The 16,309-nt window shown below is 68.7% G+C and carries 14 protein-coding genes, 1 tRNA gene and 2 pseudogenes; 9 read left to right on the top strand and 8 right to left on the bottom strand.

The features are described 5' to 3' along the window. Nucleotides 1-21 precede the first annotated feature (21 nt). Complete coding sequence (locus tag ACHZD8_RS00425; RefSeq protein ID WP_394768104.1) at nucleotides 22-870, top strand: DUF427 domain-containing protein; 849 nt, start codon at nucleotides 22-24, stop codon at nucleotides 868-870. A 569-nt stretch (nucleotides 871-1,439) separates the two neighbouring features. Here ACHZD8_RS00425 and ACHZD8_RS00420 read toward each other — a convergent pair. Both ACHZD8_RS00420 and ACHZD8_RS00415 read right to left on the bottom strand, forming a co-directional pair. Beyond that, on the bottom strand, nucleotides 1,440-2,729 hold the full coding sequence (locus ACHZD8_RS00420; RefSeq protein WP_394768103.1) for an LCP family protein: 1,290 nt from the start codon (nucleotides 2,727-2,729) through the stop codon (nucleotides 1,440-1,442). A gap of 34 nt (nucleotides 2,730-2,763) precedes the next feature. Continuing rightward, nucleotides 2,764-3,198, bottom strand: coding sequence for a YbaK/EbsC family protein (locus ACHZD8_RS00415; protein WP_394768102.1), 435 nt, complete (start codon nucleotides 3,196-3,198; stop codon nucleotides 2,764-2,766). Nucleotides 3,199-3,299: 101 nt separating this feature from the next. Between ACHZD8_RS00415 and ACHZD8_RS00410 the strand changes: the two genes are divergently transcribed. After that, nucleotides 3,300-3,983 (top strand): hypothetical protein, encoded by a 684-nt coding sequence (locus tag ACHZD8_RS00410; protein WP_394768101.1) that lies wholly within the window; start codon nucleotides 3,300-3,302, stop codon nucleotides 3,981-3,983. Between the two features lie 22 nt (nucleotides 3,984-4,005). Here ACHZD8_RS00410 and ACHZD8_RS00405 read toward each other — a convergent pair whose 3' ends face one another. Continuing rightward, nucleotides 4,006-4,608, bottom strand: a complete 603-nt coding sequence (locus ACHZD8_RS00405; protein WP_394768100.1) for a TetR/AcrR family transcriptional regulator — start codon at nucleotides 4,606-4,608, stop codon at nucleotides 4,006-4,008. A gap of 206 nt (nucleotides 4,609-4,814) precedes the next feature. Between ACHZD8_RS00405 and ACHZD8_RS00400 the strand changes: the two genes are divergently transcribed. The 4 genes and pseudogenes from ACHZD8_RS00400 to ACHZD8_RS00385 all read left to right on the top strand — a co-directional run bounded on the left by ACHZD8_RS00400 (nucleotide 4,815) and on the right by ACHZD8_RS00385 (nucleotide 7,518). Continuing rightward, nucleotides 4,815-5,411: a DUF6230 family protein gene (locus ACHZD8_RS00400; RefSeq protein ID WP_394768099.1), complete on the top strand. Its 597-nt coding sequence runs from the start codon at nucleotides 4,815-4,817 to the stop codon at nucleotides 5,409-5,411. After that, complete coding sequence (locus ACHZD8_RS00395) at nucleotides 5,411-5,869, top strand: DUF6114 domain-containing protein (protein WP_394768098.1); 459 nt, start codon at nucleotides 5,411-5,413, stop codon at nucleotides 5,867-5,869. Before ACHZD8_RS00400 ends, ACHZD8_RS00395 begins: the two co-directional genes overlap by 1 nt. Beyond that, complete coding sequence (locus ACHZD8_RS00390) at nucleotides 5,866-6,525, top strand: hypothetical protein (RefSeq protein WP_394768097.1); 660 nt, start codon at nucleotides 5,866-5,868, stop codon at nucleotides 6,523-6,525. The genes ACHZD8_RS00395 and ACHZD8_RS00390 overlap by 4 nt, the downstream gene beginning before the upstream one ends. Nucleotides 6,526-6,574: 49 nt before the next feature. Continuing rightward, nucleotides 6,575-7,518, top strand: a pseudogene (locus ACHZD8_RS00385) (5'-3' exonuclease H3TH domain-containing protein). An 11-nt stretch (nucleotides 7,519-7,529) separates the two neighbouring features. Here the strand turns inward: ACHZD8_RS00385 and ACHZD8_RS00380 are convergent. Further along, a complete protein-coding gene (locus ACHZD8_RS00380; protein ID WP_394768096.1) occupies nucleotides 7,530-9,305 on the bottom strand; it encodes an MOSC domain-containing protein in 1,776 nt (591 codons plus the stop codon). Between the two features lie 494 nt (nucleotides 9,306-9,799). Here ACHZD8_RS00380 and ACHZD8_RS00375 point away from each other — a divergent pair, with 494 nt between their 5' ends. Next, entirely contained in the window at nucleotides 9,800-11,983 is a 2,184-nt protein-coding gene (locus ACHZD8_RS00375; RefSeq protein WP_394768095.1) for a beta-glucosidase family protein, read from the top strand. A 26-nt stretch (nucleotides 11,984-12,009) separates the two neighbouring features. On the opposite strand, the gene ACHZD8_RS00370 is transcribed toward ACHZD8_RS00375, so the two are convergent. Both ACHZD8_RS00370 and ACHZD8_RS00365 read right to left on the bottom strand, forming a co-directional pair. Next, nucleotides 12,010-13,473 (bottom strand): glycosyltransferase, encoded by a 1,464-nt coding sequence (locus ACHZD8_RS00370; protein WP_394768094.1) that lies wholly within the window; start codon nucleotides 13,471-13,473, stop codon nucleotides 12,010-12,012. Between the two features lie 109 nt (nucleotides 13,474-13,582). After that, a tRNA-Val gene (locus tag ACHZD8_RS00365) sits at nucleotides 13,583-13,658 on the bottom strand. 103 nt (nucleotides 13,659-13,761) lie between these two features. Here ACHZD8_RS00365 and ACHZD8_RS00360 point away from each other — a divergent pair. Beyond that, a complete protein-coding gene (locus ACHZD8_RS00360) occupies nucleotides 13,762-14,256 on the top strand; it encodes a DUF1003 domain-containing protein (RefSeq protein WP_394768093.1) in 495 nt (164 codons plus the stop codon). On the opposite strand, the gene ACHZD8_RS00355 is transcribed toward ACHZD8_RS00360, so the two are convergent. Continuing rightward, complete coding sequence (locus ACHZD8_RS00355) at nucleotides 14,253-14,726, bottom strand: peroxiredoxin (protein WP_394768092.1); 474 nt, start codon at nucleotides 14,724-14,726, stop codon at nucleotides 14,253-14,255. The two genes, ACHZD8_RS00360 and ACHZD8_RS00355, sit on opposite strands and share 4 nt — an antisense overlap. A gap of 82 nt (nucleotides 14,727-14,808) precedes the next feature. Next, nucleotides 14,809-15,681, bottom strand: coding sequence for an aldose 1-epimerase family protein (locus ACHZD8_RS00350; RefSeq protein WP_394768091.1), 873 nt, complete (start codon nucleotides 15,679-15,681; stop codon nucleotides 14,809-14,811). Nucleotides 15,682-15,838: 157 nt separating this feature from the next. Here ACHZD8_RS00350 and ACHZD8_RS00345 point away from each other — a divergent pair. Next, nucleotides 15,839-16,309, top strand: a pseudogene (locus ACHZD8_RS00345) (pyruvate dehydrogenase (acetyl-transferring), homodimeric type); the annotation flags it as partial.

Below are 16,309 nucleotides of genomic sequence, written 5' to 3'. Positions count from 1 at the left end.
GCCGCCGAGAAGGAGGTTTCCATGAGCGCTCGGATGCTCGAGGTGCTTGGACGCACCCTGGTCGAACTTCGCCACGAGCCGACGGCGAAGCGCGTGCGGGGCCTCGTCGGCGACACCGTCGTCGTCGACACCGATCACGCTGTTCTGGTGTGGGAACCCCGACGGGTCGTACCCACCTACGCCGTGCCGCTGGCGGATCTGGGCGGCGAGGTGAGGGATGCGGCGCAGGGCACCGAGGGGGAGGACGACATCGGATTCCCCATGCCCGACCTCAGCTCACGACCGGTACTCGACCCGCGCATCCCCTTTGCAGTCCACAGCACGGAGGGACGCCCGGTGACTATCACACCCCCGGGAGGTTCCCGCTCCGTGGCCGGCTTCCTGCCGGCCGATCCTGACCTGGCGGGCCTCGTCATCCTCGACTTCGCGGGCATCGACCGGTGGCTCGAAGACGACGACCCGGTCGTGAGCCACCCGCACGACCCGTACAGCCGGATCGACATCCGCGGGTCGTCCCGGCGGGTCCAGGTCGCCCTCGACGGTCGGATTCTCGCGGACTCGACTCGGGCCATGCTGCTCTACGAGACGCTGCTGCCGGTGCGGTTCTACTTTCCTCCCGACGACGTGCTCGTCGAACTCGAGCCAAGCGACACGCGCTCCTGGTGCGCGTACAAGGGCGAGGCGTCCTACTGGTCCGTGCGGATGCCCGATCGCCTCGAGCGCGACATCGCCTGGCGCTACGACACCCCGCTCGACGATGCGCTGCGGGTGCGCGGCCATGTCGCGTTCTTCGACGAACGGGTCGACATGGTGGTGGACGGCGCCACCAGGGCGCGCCCCATCACACCGTGGTCGCGGGCCCGCGACTGAAGGCCGGCTGTGCTGACCAGGGACGCTGGCTAACCAGCTGATGGGTGGGCGGGCTGCGATCGCGGCATGGCCCTTGCCTTGGCACGGGTTGTGCAGGACGTCCTGGTGATCTGCGGGTGTCCGCCCCGCAGACTCCCGTTGTGCAGGACGGGTTGTGCAGGACGGGTTGTGCAGGACGGCAGGACCGGTTGTGCAGGACGGGTTGTGCGTTCACGGGTGCGCGCCCCGGCGACTCCCGTTGTGCAGGACCGGTTGTGCAGGACGGCTCGAACGGATAGCGAGGACGAGAGGTGCAGAAACGACGCGAGCGTCCTGCAGACCGGGACCCTTTGGGTCACCACATCCCTGCCGCGTCCTGCACAAGCTGTCCTGCACAACTGGAGTCTGCGGGGTAGGCACCCACACCACCGGGGGTCCGCCCTGCAGAACACGGCCCGACAGACGCGGACGGCACCGCCAGAGGCCCGCCGACGGCCACACGCGATCTTCCGTAACGGTGTTTACGTCAACGCAGCATCAGGGGGGAACAGAACGCACCCCCCATCAGCCAACCCGCCTGGGCAGTAACGCTAGCGGTTGCCCTTGGTGCAGGTCTGCTGCGACGCCGACTGTCCGGAGACGTCTGACGGCAGGGCGACTGCGGACGATGTCGGATCCGGCGTGGCGGAGCCGGTTGCCGAGGGCGTGGCAGGAGCGCTGGCGCCGGGCGCCGGAGTGACCGGCGCGGCCGGGTCGACCTCTGCGGCGCGCCCCGTCTTGCCGGTGAGCGTCACCGGCTGGTCTGCCCGTAGGGCGGCATTGAGAATGTTCGCCGAGGACTGCTGGGGGATCACCCTGGCGGGGTTTGCCGGGTCGCCGATTGTCGGGTACTGAAGGAACACCATGTTCTCCAGGCCGATTCCCTTCAGGGCGAGCGCGATCGAGACGAGGTTGGTCGGTCTGGTGAGTCCGTCGGAGAGCTGCATGTTCGCCACGGCCGCCTTGGCCAGCCCATACAGTGTGAGCGGGTTGCTGAGCACCCCGGCGCTCGTCACCTTGCGCATGAGCGCCGAGAGGAACACCTGCTGGTTGCTGATGCGACCCAGGTCGCTTCCGTCGCCCACGCCATGGCGGCTGCGCACGAAGGCCAGGGCCGTCGCCCCCTCGAGGGTCTGCTGCCCAGCCGGAAGGTCGAGTTGCACGAACTTGTCCTTCACCGGGGTCGCGAGACACACGGTGACCCCGCCGACGGCGTTGGACATCGCGATGACGCCACCGAAACTGATCTCCGCCGCGTACGGGATGCTCAGCCCGGTCATCTTCTCCACGGTGAGCACGGTGCAGGAGAGCCCGCCTCGGGCGAGAGTCGAATTGAACATGACCCCGCTGGCCGCCGGGCGATCGCCGCAGGCGGGAGCCGAGACGATCATGTCGCGGGGGAAGCTCACCACCGACGCGTTCGTGTGGTCGGCTGAGATGTGCAGAAGCATCGTGACGTCGTTGTTGCCAGCGCCCGAGCTTCCGGCCAGATCGCTCTTGGTCTCGAAACCGGCCTGGCCGGTGCGGGTGTCCGTGCCCACGAGCAGCAGGTTCGCCCCACCCTCGATCGCGCCGATGTCGGGCACCGGCTTCGCCTTGGTGCCGGGAAGCGTGGCCAGGTGGATGCCCGGCTTGGTGTTCGAGACCGTGTCGTAGATCGCGAAGGCGGCCACCGAGGCGGTGCTCACTGCCAGCACTCCCACGACGGCGGCAAGCCACTTGGCCGCCGTGGCTAAAGGATGCCGCGAGCGCAACTGCCCGTGCCTGGTGGGAGCTCCCTCGCTGCGGTTTCGGTTTCGCGGGCGCAACGGAGCGGACGCCGATGGCAGATTGTCCGTCATGTCGTCACCCTTTTCCGTATTGTCCAGCAAGACATCAGTGAAATCTAGCCCATCCGCCCTCCACAACCTCTGTGAATGGCGCCAACCTGAAGCGCATCAGTCCAGAGCGACCACACTTGCGGTTCCGCCGGTCAGGCGCAATAACTCCTCGAAGGTGGTGGGGAAGACCGCGTGCGGATGCCCGGCCGACACCCACACCCGCCGAGGCGCGCGCGAGGGAACCACCGAGCCGGTCGCCCAGCAAGTGGGTGTCAACGCGATGTGCGCCGGAGGCGATGATCATGATCACCTCTCCGTCGAGCCTGAACACGAGCGAGTTGGCTATTGCTCCGACGTCGACCCCGAGGGCGGCCGCCGCCTCGAGAGCGGTGGCCGTTGAGGCTTCGAACCAGTGGGTTCTCGGCTCGATGCCGTGGGCGAGGAGCACCCCCTCTACCAGCCGGACCTCCTGGGGTGTGTCTTCGATCACTCTGGGAGTCTAGAAGACGCTCTGGTACCCTTGGGGGCCTAGTCGCCCGACGTGCGAACAGCCCGCGCTGAACCGATCCGTCCGCGCAGGACCGCAAGCCTATGAATTTTACTCGCCGCCTTCTCGATTCCCGCCGCACTCCGGTGCCGGGCCTACGCGCCCCCCGGCGCACGAAGAAGGCCCTGTCGGTGTGCGCGGCGAGCGCGGCTTTCGCCCTCATCGCCATCTTCCTCGTGCCTCCCGCCCCGCCCAGCGCGGCGGCGCAGCTGGACGCGTACATCGCGGCGCACTCCCAGGCGATCGCCGTGAAGGAGACCGTGCAGCTGGGCGGCATCGACCGCGATTCGTACTCCGCCACGGCCGGTCAGCAGTCGTTGGCCGCGGCCGGCACGAACTACGACTGGGCGAAGCTCGTGCTGGTTTCGGGCGGATGGCCGACCTCGGAGTCCAACGTCACCGTGCTGGTTCGCTGGATGCGGCAGGAAAACGGTCCGCCGAGCTGGTTCAATCGCAACAACCCGCTCAACAACGGCCTCGGCTCCGGCGGAGGCGGTGGCACCGGCAGCTACCCGAATCTCGTCATCGCCGCCCAGAAGGTCGCCGAGAACCTGCACCGCAACTCGGCCTTCGGCACGATCGCCGCCGCCTTCGCCGCCTCGGCGCCGACGAACATCACGGAGCAGGCCATCTGGGCGTCGCCCTGGGCGAGCAGTCACTACGCCAACGGCTCCCACTGGCACTACACGCCGGTGCCCGTGGTCAAGGCTCCGGCCAGCGCCTGGTGACCGCGACGGCCGCAGCGGCGACCTAGCCGGTAACGCCGTTCTCCACCGACGCCGCGATGGCCGTCACCGTTCGCTCGAGGAACAGCACGATCTCGTCCGACGGCATCTCGGTGTTGAGCGCGCTCTCGACCAAGGCCTCCTCGGCGAAGGCCACCCACGATCGCAGGGCGATCCGCAGCAGCTCGGAGTCGGCGACACCGAGCTCCAGGAACACGGCGATCACCCGCTCGGCCTGCGATGCTCGAGCCTGCTCCACCACCTCGCGCACCTCCGCGTTGCCGCTGGCGGCGCCGCGCACGAGGGAGAAGAAGGTCTCCCGATGGTCGCGCACGAACTGCACGATCCTGGTCAACGTGTCGCGCAGCCGATCCAGCGGCGGGAGGTCCTGCGACGGCTCGGTGGCGTGCAGCATGCTGTCGCGGGCCGTGCGTACCACCTCGCGGTGGAGACCGTGCTTCGAGCCGAAGTAGTAGAAGAGGAGCCCGCGCGAAACCCCCGCCTGCCCAGAAAGATATTCGATGGTGAGCGCCTCGAGCGGCCGGTCCACCAGCGCCGCGACTCCGAGTGACACCAGCTGGGCACGACGCTGCTCGGGGGTCAGTCGGGTGCGCCGATCCGCTTCCATGCTGCGAGCCTATCGGCAGCACCCCCTATTGACATCTCGTCAATAGGCTGTAGCGTCGCTGCTGCACGACATCGGCGCCGGAGGGCAACCTTCGCTACGGATGGAACGATTCGACTCGTGATGGGTCGCTCTAGCAACGAAGCTCGGCCAGAACGACGAGACGCTACGCCCCCGCGCGGCGCTCGGCCCGGATCAAGGAGGATCTCATGAAGTTCCGAACTCTCACGAAAACCCATGCCGGCAGGATCATCCTCGCCGCGGTTCCGGTGGCCGTCGTGTCCACCGTGCTGATGGCCGGGGTGGCCAACGGAGCCGTTCCCGTGTCGTTCGCCGTGTCCGGCAGCCAGTTCCAGATCAGCGCCACCCAGCTCGACGGCACCGGGTTCTCCCAGTACGCCGGTGTCACCAACGACACTGCCGGCAAGCCGCACCAGGTCGCCATCGCCAATATCGCCTCGGCGAACCTTGCCGACCTCTGCCAGTCGGTGGTCACGGACACCCCCCTCGGCAAGGTCGGTCTCGTCATCACCGCGGGAGGGGGCGGCAAGCCTGCCACCGCCACGGACCTCCAGATCGGCATGACCGACCTCAAGGGCGACTCCACCTTCAACAACATCCGAATCGGGGTCGACGCGTCGACGGTCAAGACCAGTCACAAGGGCACGGCCGGCGACTTCGCCCAGGACGCCGACACGGTCAAGATCGCGCACCTCGAGCAGACCGCGTGGTCGACCCAGGCCTCGGTGTTCACCCTCACCGGAATGCACCTGAAGCTCACCGACGGAAGCAAGGGGTGCTTCTAGTGAGCGCCTCGGCCCACGCCGAAGTCGGCGCCCCGACCAGACGCGCGGCCTTCCGTGCCTGGTCCCGGCGCAGGCCGTTCCTCGGCGGAGTCCTCATCGCCCTCGCCGGCGTGGAGATGTTCTTCTCGGGGCAGCTCGACATCGGCAAGATCCACGTGCAGGTGGGCATCGAGGGGCTTCAGGCCACGATCATCCCCGTACTGCTCGTGCTGCTCGGCGTGCTGGCGGTCACGATGCCGGTTCACCGGATCTTCTACGGCGTGCTCGCCCTGGCCGTGTCGGTGTACTCCCTGATCGGCGTCAACCTCGGCGGATTCTTCATCGGGATGCTGCTGGGCGCCGTCGGGGGCGTGCTGGTGGTCTCGTGGCTGCCGAAGCCGGCAGGCGCAGACGCCGAGAAGCGGGACTCCGCGCTCTCCGACGAGTCCTCGCCCCCGCTGGCATCGAGTCGATCGTGACCGGTGCCGCCGCGAGGACCGCGGTCGCCGCCTGCCTGGTGGTAGCCCTCACCGGGGTCGGCGCCGCACGGGCCCCGGCCGCCGAGGCGGCAGTGTGCATCCCACTCGTGACACAGTGCGGCCCGGCGACGCCCTCCCCGACCCCTGCGCCCGGTCCGGTGGCGGCCCCGATCGTTCCGCTGCCTGGCGTCGGTGCGACCCCGGGAGCAGCGCCCCCGGTGGCGGCACTGGCCGACCCGGACGCCCCGACCTTCACCCTGCCCGCCGCCCAACTCGGCGGCTCGTCGATCTCGATCAAGGGGCTGCACTCGGTCACCGCGGTGACCGTGCCGCTCGCGAACGGCACCCGCACGCCCGTGCTCAAGATCGTCGCGGACGATGTCGTCGTCGACGACTTCATGCTCGACGTGCGCAAGGCCACTGGTCCCTCGCTCGTGACCAACGCCACGCGCATGCACCTGCACGGAGACGTGCGCATCTACCTCGATTCGATCACCGGATCCCTGCTCGATGGCACGGCGCTCACTCTCGGGGCTTCGACTCCCCCACCGGGCAACGAGCTGCCGCCGACACTGCTTCGGGTGAACCTCGGCCTCGTCGGTGTGACAGCCGCGTCGATCGTCTTCACCTCGCCGCACCAGTCGCTGAAGGGATAGCCGCCCTGGGCTTTCCCGAATCGCCGAGGCAGGCCACACTGGACGGGTGATGGATGGCCGACTGATGCTGCTGGACACGGCGGCGCTGTACTTCCGCGCGTTCTACGGCATCCCCGACACGGTGAGGGCTCCGGATGGGAGCCCGGTGAACGCTGTGCGCGGCCTGTTGGACATGATCGCCCGACTGGTCACCGACTTCCGGCCGACGGACATCGTCGCCTGCTGGGACGACGACTGGCGGCCGCAGTGGCGCGTCGACCTCATCCCCGGCTACAAGGCGCACGGGTGGCGGAGCTGGTGCCGGGCGGGCCCGATGTCGAGGTCGTGCCCGACCTGCTCGTGCCGCAGGTGCCGATCATCGCCGAGGTTCTCTCCGCCCTCGGAATCGCCACCGTCGGCAGGCCGGAGTACGAGGCCGACGACATCATCGGCACGCTCGCCGCGACGGCGGCCGGCCCCGTCGATGTCGTCACCGGAGACCGCGACCTCTTCCAGGTCGTCGACGACTCCCGTGGCGTGCGCGTGGTCTATACCGCCCGGGGAATGAGCAATCTCGAGATCGTCACGGATGACGTGCTGCGCTCGAAGTACGGAGTCACGGCCGTTCAATACGCCGACTTCGCCGCCCTTCGGGGCGACGCCTCCGACGGCCTGCCCGGTGTCGCAGGTATCGGCGAGAAGACGGCGGCCTCTCTGCTCGCCGAGTTCGGAAGCCTCGACGGCATCATCCGGGCGGCGGCGGATTCGCACACCGCCCTGTCCGCGCGGGTGAGGGAGAAGATCCGCGCGGCCGACGACTACCTTGCCCGCGCCCGGGCCGTGGTCGCCGTCGCGCGCGACCTCGAGCTGCCGGCCTTCCACTCGGGCATCGGAATCCCGCACGCGGGACGCGACGAGCTGGAGCGCCTCAGGGCTCGCTGGGGACTCGGGGACTCGCTCGGCCGGGCGGTTTCCGCGCTCGATCTGGCCACGCAGGCGCCGTCCGCGAAGTGATCCTCGACGCGTCAGGCGTCCAGCACTGTCTCGCTTTCCGGCCGGGAGCAGCAGGTGAGGATCTCGGACGATTCCGGGCGCTCCAGGGGCTCGGGGGCGTAGGCCACCTCGCCGCTCAGCAGCCCGGTGACACAGGTGTGGCACACGCCGGTTCGGCAGGAGAATCGCACCGAGACGTCGCAGGCTTCGGCCAACTCGAGAAGCGAGCCGAACCGATCCGTCCAGTTCACGGTGAGCGCGCTTCGGGCGAAGGTGACGGCCGGACCCGTCCCCGGCTCGCCGGCCGGCTGGTGCGGTGCGAGGCGCTCGCTGGGCGCGACCCCGGGCATCACCGGCGCCAGGGCGCCGAAGACTTCGAAGTGGATTCGTTCCGGGGCGAATCCGAGGGCGACCAACGACTCCGTCATCCCCGTGATGAATCCCGTCGGTCCGCAGACGTAGACGTTCGCGCTCACGGGAAGGTCGAGATGACGCAACCCCTCGGCGTCGAGGCGACCCGACCTGATGCCCAGCCCGGCGGCACCCGACGGCGCGGACGAGCGCGTGAACCAGACGAAGGATCGGGCGGCCGGGAGCCTCGCGAGAAGATCGTCCACCTCAGTGGCGAGTCCGTAGTCCGCCTCGGTCTTCGCCACGTGCAGCCACCACACCTGCCTCCGGGGGGATCCCGATGCCACGGAAGCCAGCATGGAGAGCACCGGCGTGATGCCGATTCCGCCGGACAGCAGCACGAGTGGTTCGTCGCCGTCGTCGAGCACGAACTCTCCCCGGGGAGCGGCGACCTCCACAACCGTGCCGACTGAGACCCTGTCGTGAAGGAAGGCGCTCACCGAGCCGTGCTCCTCGCGCTTGACGGTGACTCGATACGTGGCGTCGTCTGGTCGGCCCGAGATCGAATAGCTGCGCACGCCGGAGTCCCCCGCCAGTCGAAGCGTCAGGTACTGGCCCGGTCTCGCGGCGGGGACCGCGGCGCCCGTGCCGTCGGTCAGGTGAAACGAGCGGATGCCGGGCGCCACCTGCACGACCTTCGTCACCGTGAATGGGCGAAACCCGTTCCAGGCCGGCTCCCGCCCGATCTCGGGCGGTGCCCCCGTCTCGCCCGCGTCCGCCGCGGCGAGCAGTTCCCGAAAGGACTGCTGCCAGCCGGGGCTCAGGGCCGGCACATCCACCGCCAGTTTCAGCCGGTCGTGTGCCCGGTCGGGCAGGTAGAGCAGCGCGTCGATGTCGGCGACGGACAGCCCGTGCCGGCCGCGACGCACCCTGACGATCTGATCGCCCGCCCGCACCTCTCCTTCCCTGATCACCCGCAGGTAGAAACCCGGGCGACGATGGGAGACGAGCAGCGACGGCATCTCCGGCACCCCCAGGCGCAGCCCGACCCGAAAGCACGTCACGCGCGGTTGGGTGACCTCGAATTCGGCCTCCCCGATCCGATACCGGTCGCCGATGCAGACCTCGTCGTCCGCCAGGCCCGCCACGGTGAAGTTCTCACCGAAGTTGCCCGGCACCAGGTCATCGCGGTGAAGCTCCCGCGACCAGTGCTCGTACGATTCCTGCTGGTACACCATCACGGCGCGCTGCTCTCCGCCGTGCCCGGCGAGGTCCCCCTGGCCGTCACCGTCGACGTTGAGCCGTCGGACGAGCCGAGGGCCGTCCACCGGGTGCTTGTAGATCCCGGTGTGGACGGTGCTGTCGTTCCAGGGAACGTCTCTCGGCAGCCCGACGTTCACTGCCAGCAGGGTTCCGGCAACGACGTCGTCGCGAACGCCATCGGTCGCGCTATTCATCTGAGAGGCATCCCTCCGTCGAAGTGATCTGCTGCGATTATGCCGCCCCCGGCTCGGCGCCGACAGCGCTCGACCCGGCTGAACGGTGTTGCTCAGGAGGGTCGCGGCTGGTGGATGCCCGGCGACGGAGCTGAGTGTTCACCAACACCACACCAACACGCTCCCAGCACCGGTCGTCTTCACGGCCGCACCGACTCCCGTGCCCCGATTGCTTGCCAACACCGACGTGCCTTCAGTCTGCGCGCGGTCATCCCAGCGACCGATCGAGACTCGAATCGAGGTCCGAAGTCACTCGATGGGCGAACGATTGCCCGGGCCTCCCCGCTCGGTCCCTCGCCACGCCGTGCACCGCGCATCAGGCTGCGTTGTCGAGGTTTCGGAGTCGTGCGCAGTCAGGGTACAGAATTCAGTGCATGGAGATGGCTGCAGGGCGTCGGTCTGCGCGAGGGCGAAGGCAGTGGGGCGCCAGCGCACGACCGGCGTCCAGCGTCACGATGACGGCGAACGACGAGGCAGTCCGGGCAGTTCGGGCGGGCGAGCTCGATGCGGACGCGGCCGCGGACCTCCTGATCGAACGGATGACCGATGCGGAGCTCCTCGGCCTGCTCGACGGCGACTCCCCCCGACGGCTCCTGCCGTTCATCCCCCTGCTTCTCGGCCGGCGGCCGTTCGTTGCGGGCGCGGTCCCGCGCCTGGGCATCCCCGGCATTCGGTTCAGCGATGGCGCCCGCGGCGTCGTGATCGGGGCCTCCACCGCTTTCCCCGTCACGATGGCGCGGGCGGCGACCTGGGATCCGTCGCTGGAGGAGCAGGTCGGCCTCGCCATCGGCGAGGAGACCAGGGCACGGGATGCGAACTACTCCGCGTCGGTGTGTGTCAATCTGCTCCGCCATCCCGCCTGGGGCCGAGCGCAGGAGTGCTACGGGGAGGATCCGGTGCTCACTGGCCGGATGGGATCGGCCATGACCCGCGGCATCCGCGTGAACGTGATGGCGTGCGTGAAACACTTCGCACTCAACTCGATGGAGAACGAGCGCTTCGAGGTCGATGTGTCGGTGGACGAGCACGCGCTGCATGAGGTGTACCTTCCGCACTTCAAGGCGGTGGTGGATGCCGGCGCCGACTCGGTGATGACCGCCTACAACCGGGTGCGCGGCGAGCACATGGACGTGAACAGCGCCCTGCTCACCGATGTGCTGCGGCACGAATGGGGTTTCGCGGGATTCGTGACGAGCGATTGGGTGTTCGGCACTCACCACGCGGTCGCCAGTCTGCAGGCGGGAATGGATGTGGAGATGCCCCTCCGGCTGCTGCGCGCCCGCGCCTTACCGGCGGCGCTGCGGTCTGGTGCATTGTCTCGGGCGACGGTGTTCCGGTCGGCGCACCGTGTTCTTCGAACGATCGTGTTGCATGAGGCGACCCGTGAGCCGGCGAGTCCGAGCGCCGACGTCATCGCCTCCCCGGCGCACCGGGGGCTCGCCCGCCGGGTCGCCTCGGAATCGATCGTGCTGCTGAAGAACGAGCCCGTGGGTGCGGCCCCGCTGCTGCCGCTGGACCCCGGCATCCGGCACCTCGCGGTCGTCGGCCGGCTGGCGGCACTGCCGAACCTCGGCGACCACGGCTCGTCACGCGTTCGGCCTCCCTCGACGGTCTCGCCGTTGCAGGGGCTGCGCGAGGCGCTTCCGGGTGTGCGGATCACGACCGCATCCGGCCCGAGCGCACGGGCCGCCGCCGCTGCCGCCGCCGCCGCGAACACGGCGATCGTGGTCGTCGGCCTTGACCAACACGACGAGGGCGAGTCGGTCGTCACCGGCAGCGTCGAGGTGGGCGTGCTCGGCCGGGCGTTCAGCGCGGGGCCTCTTCGGGCGCCGCTCATCGGACTCGCTCAGCTGGCGTCGCACTTCGTGCGGGGCGGCGACCGCAGCTCGCTCGATCTGCGTCCGTCCGACGTGGAACTCATCACGGCTGTCGTCGCGGCCAACCCCCGGACCGTGGTGGTGCTGATCGGGGGAAGCGCGATCCTGACCGAGGCCTGGCGAGAACGCGTGCCGGCACTGCTCCTCGCGTGGTACGGCGGGATGGAGGGCGGCCGCGCGCTCGCGAGCGTGCTCACCGGCGAGGTGGAACCGGGTGGCCGCCTGCCGTTCGTCGTGCCGACCGATGTCTCGCACCTTCCCCCGTTCGACAGTGCCGCGAAGTCCGTCGTCTACGACGCCCGCTGGGGTCAGCGACTGCTCGACGCGGAGGGACACGTGGCCGCGTTCCCGTTCGGATTCGGCCTCGGCTACACAACGATCGAGCACCGGCTGATCGACCACCGCTTCGACGACACGGGCGGCAGCGCTGAGGTGCACGTGACCAATACCGGCGACCGCGAGGGCTCGACCGTCGTGCAGCTCTACGCCGCGGACGTGTCGGTCCGCAGGCCAGTGGCCCAGCTGCTGGGCTTCCGGAAGGTGACGCTGCGGCCCGGTGCGGAGGCGACCATAAGAGTCACACTGGATGCGGGGCCCACGCTTCAGCGCGATCCGACGACACGCCACTGGTCTCCCCGCGCGGGCGAGTGGGCCGTGCTCGCCGCCCAACACAGCCCGATCGGCTGGGCGGACGCGAGCCCGTTACGACGCACCGAACTATCGATCGACGAAGACGGTGCTCGGGGCGGCGGGCCGGCCTGAGTCCGGTACGGGTCGTGTCCCGCCGGTCAGCCGGGCGGGAGGGAAACCGGTGCCGTGAGCCCCTCGACCCGCACGGGCAGCGCGTCGTCGCCCCACAGTATGGCGCGAAGCAACCGCGGGGCCTCCCACCGGAGCGACACCGTCGCTTGGCCGCGCTGCAGCACCAGCCCCCCATCCGGAGTCGCGTACCGCTTCTGCAGATCGCCCAGCTCCTCGGCTCGCAGAAGCGCGACCGTGCTGCCTGCAGCCGTGTCGATCAAGCGGACCAGCGCGGAGGGTCCCGTCAAATCTGTCGCGACGACGCGCCCCTGACTCGCGGCGAGGATTGTCTTCTGCGCCGCGCGGCTCACGACCAGCGGACGGGACGGCCCGTCCAGAAGGCCGGCCAGCACGTCCGCCGCAGCGTCAGGGCGGCCGGTTCTCTGTGCAGCCGCCTGCATCCGCTGCAGACGGCCCGGCTCACGCAGCACCTCGTCGATCTTCCAGCCGATGGTGGCGGCAATGTTGCAGCGGACCGCCGCCCCCTGCTCCATCAGGTAGTCCCCGTTGCGAACCTCCTGCCCCGGGATGGGATTCACCAGCACCATGGGCAGCCCCGCGGCCATGCACTCCGACGCCGACAAGCCGCCCGGCTTGCCCACGAACAGGTCGGCGCGACGCAGCAGCTGCGGCATCTCCGTAGTGAAGCCGAGCACGCGGTAGCGGTCCCCCGCGGGCGCCACCAGCTGCTCGATGCGCTGCCGCAGCGCGTCATTGCGTCCGCACACGACTGTCGCCGTGAACGGGGAGCGCATGTGCAGCGTCTGCCGCACGACCGCGACCGCGTAATCGCCGCCGCTCGCGCCCGCGGATATCAGCAGCATCGGGGCGTCGTTCGCATCTCGCGCTGGCGCGACGTCCACCTGGGCGGCAATCGGGATTTCCGTGGCCGCGACCCGGTCGGGAGGCAGACCGAGCGCCGTCAGCTCCATCCTCGCCTCCTCCCTGGCCACGAAGAGCGCGTGAAACGCGCCCGTGAGCCACAGACCCTGGAAGTCATAGTCCGTCGTGACCACAGCGGTCCTGGCGTCGATCACGCCGCGAAGGAGAAGTGATGCCACGAGCTGGGCGGGCAGGAAGTGGGTGCACACTATCGCGGTCGGTCGGAATCGCTTGATCGCGCTGATGACCGGAAGGGAATTCGCTTGCGTCCAGGGGTCGATCGGCCCGCGGCGACGAAAAGGAGGGTCGCTGATGTTGTAGCCCCACTCGACCAGCCACGGCAATTCCTCGACAAGGACGAAGTAGCCCTTCCCCAGCACGTCGCGGTAGAGCGCGCTGCTCGTCTGCAGCACGTCCAACACCTGCACCTCGGCGACGTCGGCGCGCGCGGCGCTCGCTTGCTCCACCGCCGCCGCGGCACTGTTATGCCCCGCTCCCACCCCTGCGGACAGGATCAGCACGCGCTCCCCTCCAGCTGTGTTGGGGCCTCTTAACGACGTGCTGCGCATGAGGAGATGGTAGCGGGCGGTACCACCCACCCGCCGATCGTTATGTAAGCCGGGTCAAACCGCTGGCCGTCCGTCTGGTTCGTCGGATGCCCGCAGCCGAACCTTGGTGTGGTGGGCCCTACCGGGCTCGAACCGATGACATCCACGGTGTAAACGTGGCGCTCTACCAACTGAGCTAAAGGCCCGCAATCGGAGCGCCTCGCGGCGCCCGGTCACGACGAAGTTTTATCGTACAGTCTTCGCGGACTGTCCGCGCAAGGTGCACGACCCGAGACGTACACTCGCACCATGCCCAGCAGATCCAGCACTAAGAAGACGCCTACCGACCCCGGACGGGCCGCCGCGGAGGGACTCACGACCTCACCGAGTCCGATTCGAGATTGGCACGCCGATCACAAGGCACACCTGACCCGCGGCGAACGCGCGGCGGACCTCATGCGCAACGGCATGGGCAGCTGGGCCTTCGTGGGCGGATTCGTCGCCTTCATGATCGTGTGGGCGATCATCAATACGGTGACGAAGGGCTGGGACCCGTACCCGTTCATTCTCCTGAATCTGTTCCTGAGCATGCTCGCGGGGCTCCAGGGCGCGATCCTGCTGATCGCAGCGAAGAGGCAGGACGCCATCGCGGCCGCGCTCTCCAAGCACGACTACAACACAAACGTCGCGGCCAAGAAGGACATCGAGGCGGTGCTCGAAATCAACAAGGGCCAGCTTGTGATGATCGCCGACCTGCAGGAGATCCTGGGCAGACTCGACCCGGCGGGAACGAAGAAGAGCTAGGCGGTGACCGGGGCGAGTTCGGCGAGAGCCGCGCGGTAGTCGGCGATCGAACGGGGCTGGCCGGGTGCGGTGATGAAGCTCGCGCGGATGATGCCGCTCCGGTCGATGAGGAAGCTGGCCCGGTTGGCGAAGCCCTTGTCCTGCAGGAACACCCCGTACTCCTTGGCGACCGAGCCGTGCGGCCAGAAGTCGGCAAGAAGGTTGAACTCGTAGCCCTCCTTCTCGGCGAACGCCCTCAGGGTGGCCTTGGAATCCACGGAGATGCCGATCAGCTCGATGCTCTTGTCGGCGAAGAGGGCGAGGTTGTCGCGAAGCTCGCACAGTTCGCTCGTGCAGGTGCTCGAGAAGGCGAGCGGGAAGAAGACGAGGGCCGCCGGCTTCTTGTGGCGGAAGTCGCTGAGCCTGATGTGCTCCCCGAACTGGTTGGGGAGTTCGAAGTCGGGTGCCTGGGTGTCGTTTTCCAGAGCCATGGTCTTTGTCCTTATCCCCGGCCGAGGTGAACGGCCGGTAAACACGGTTCGCAATCCTACGCCCGTGCGCCGTTGGCACCAACTACTGCGGGTCCTGCACCGTGACGCTATAAGTGAACGACCGGGATTCGCCCGGCAGAAGGGTGAACTGGCCCGGCTTCTGCGCGTACTCCCCGGCGAAGTCCCGAGGCGCCGTCATGCCGTACCAGGGCTCGATGCAGAGGAACGCACCCGGAGCCTTCGACCACAGTCCGAGCAGCGGAAAGTCGTCGAAGCGCATGGTGAGTGATGGCGCGGCGGGGGCCGAATAGCGCACGGAGCGACTGGTCAGGGCGTCGAAGATGATCGCATCCGCCTCGAAGAGCGACTCGTCGAGGGCCAGGGTGGACCCGCGCACGGGGCTCTCCACGGCATCCGGAAGCAGAAGACCCCCGGCAAGCCGTCGGATCGGGGCCGGCTCATCCTCGGCGAACTCGAGGGTGTGGCTCTCGGGCGCGATCCCTTCGGCGAGCGGCCAGGCGAACGCCGGATGTCCGCCGATCGACGCCGAGAACGCCTCACCGCCCGGGTTCTCCACCGTGTGCCGAATCGACAGGGTCTCCCCCTCGACCGTGAATCGCACCGCGAGACAGAAGGCGAACGGAAACTGGCGCCGGGTCTCCTCGGTGTCCACGAGGATGAACTCCGCCGAGGTGGCGGTGTTCTGCCCCACCTCGAACGGCAGGTCCCGCGCGAAGCCGTGCTGGCCGATGGGGTGCGCGACGCCGTTGTGAACGAGCAGATCCCCGGGCATCCGCCCCACGAGCGGAAACAGCACGGGCGCGCGCCGGTGCCACGGGTCACCGCCCTGCCAGAGAAGCTCGCCGCCGCCCCGGTGCCGGAGGCTCGAGAGCTCGGCACCGAGGGGGTTGATCGCCACGCGAAGGATGCCGTTGTCCAGTTGCAGGAAGCCCATGACGTCGACGCTACTCCGCCCACTCGGCCCCCGGCGCGCGACCATGCCCGGCACGCGAACTAGAATCGTTGAGGCCCTGCACGTCGGGCCGGTGGTCGCAACCCGATCGCCGGTCGTGCTTGGCGCACTTTGTCCGCGAACAAGAGCGAGGTCAACGTTGACGGTGAACGACCAGGACCCATATTCGGTGCACCACATCGACAAGGACCCTGAGGAGACTGCCGAATGGCAGGAATCCCTCGATGGTCTGGTGGCCACACAGGGCCACGAACGAGCACGCGAGATCATGCTCAGCCTGCTGAAGCGCTCCAAGGAGCTGCACCTCGGCGTGCCCATGGTGCCCACGACGGACTACCTCAACACGATCGCCCCCGAGAACGAGCCGGAGTTCCCCGGCGACGAGGACCTTGAGCGTCGCTACCGCGCCTGGCTGCGCTGGAACGCCGCGATCACGGTGCACCGCGCCCAGCGCCCCGGCATCTCGGTCGGGGGGCACATCTCCACCTATGCGGGATCCGCCACCCTCTATGAGGTCGGCAGCAACCACTTCTTCCGCGGCCAGGACCACCCGGGCGGTGGCGACCAGGTGTTCTACCAGGGCCACGCCTCCCCCGGCATGTACGCCCGC

It is taken from the genome of Lacisediminihabitans sp. (assembly GCF_043726815.1).
In the GTDB taxonomy this organism is placed as follows: domain Bacteria; phylum Actinomycetota; class Actinomycetes; order Actinomycetales; family Microbacteriaceae; genus Lacisediminihabitans.
Note: the sequence above shows the minus strand (reverse complement) of the source record. Positions and strands in the feature narration are given on the sequence as shown.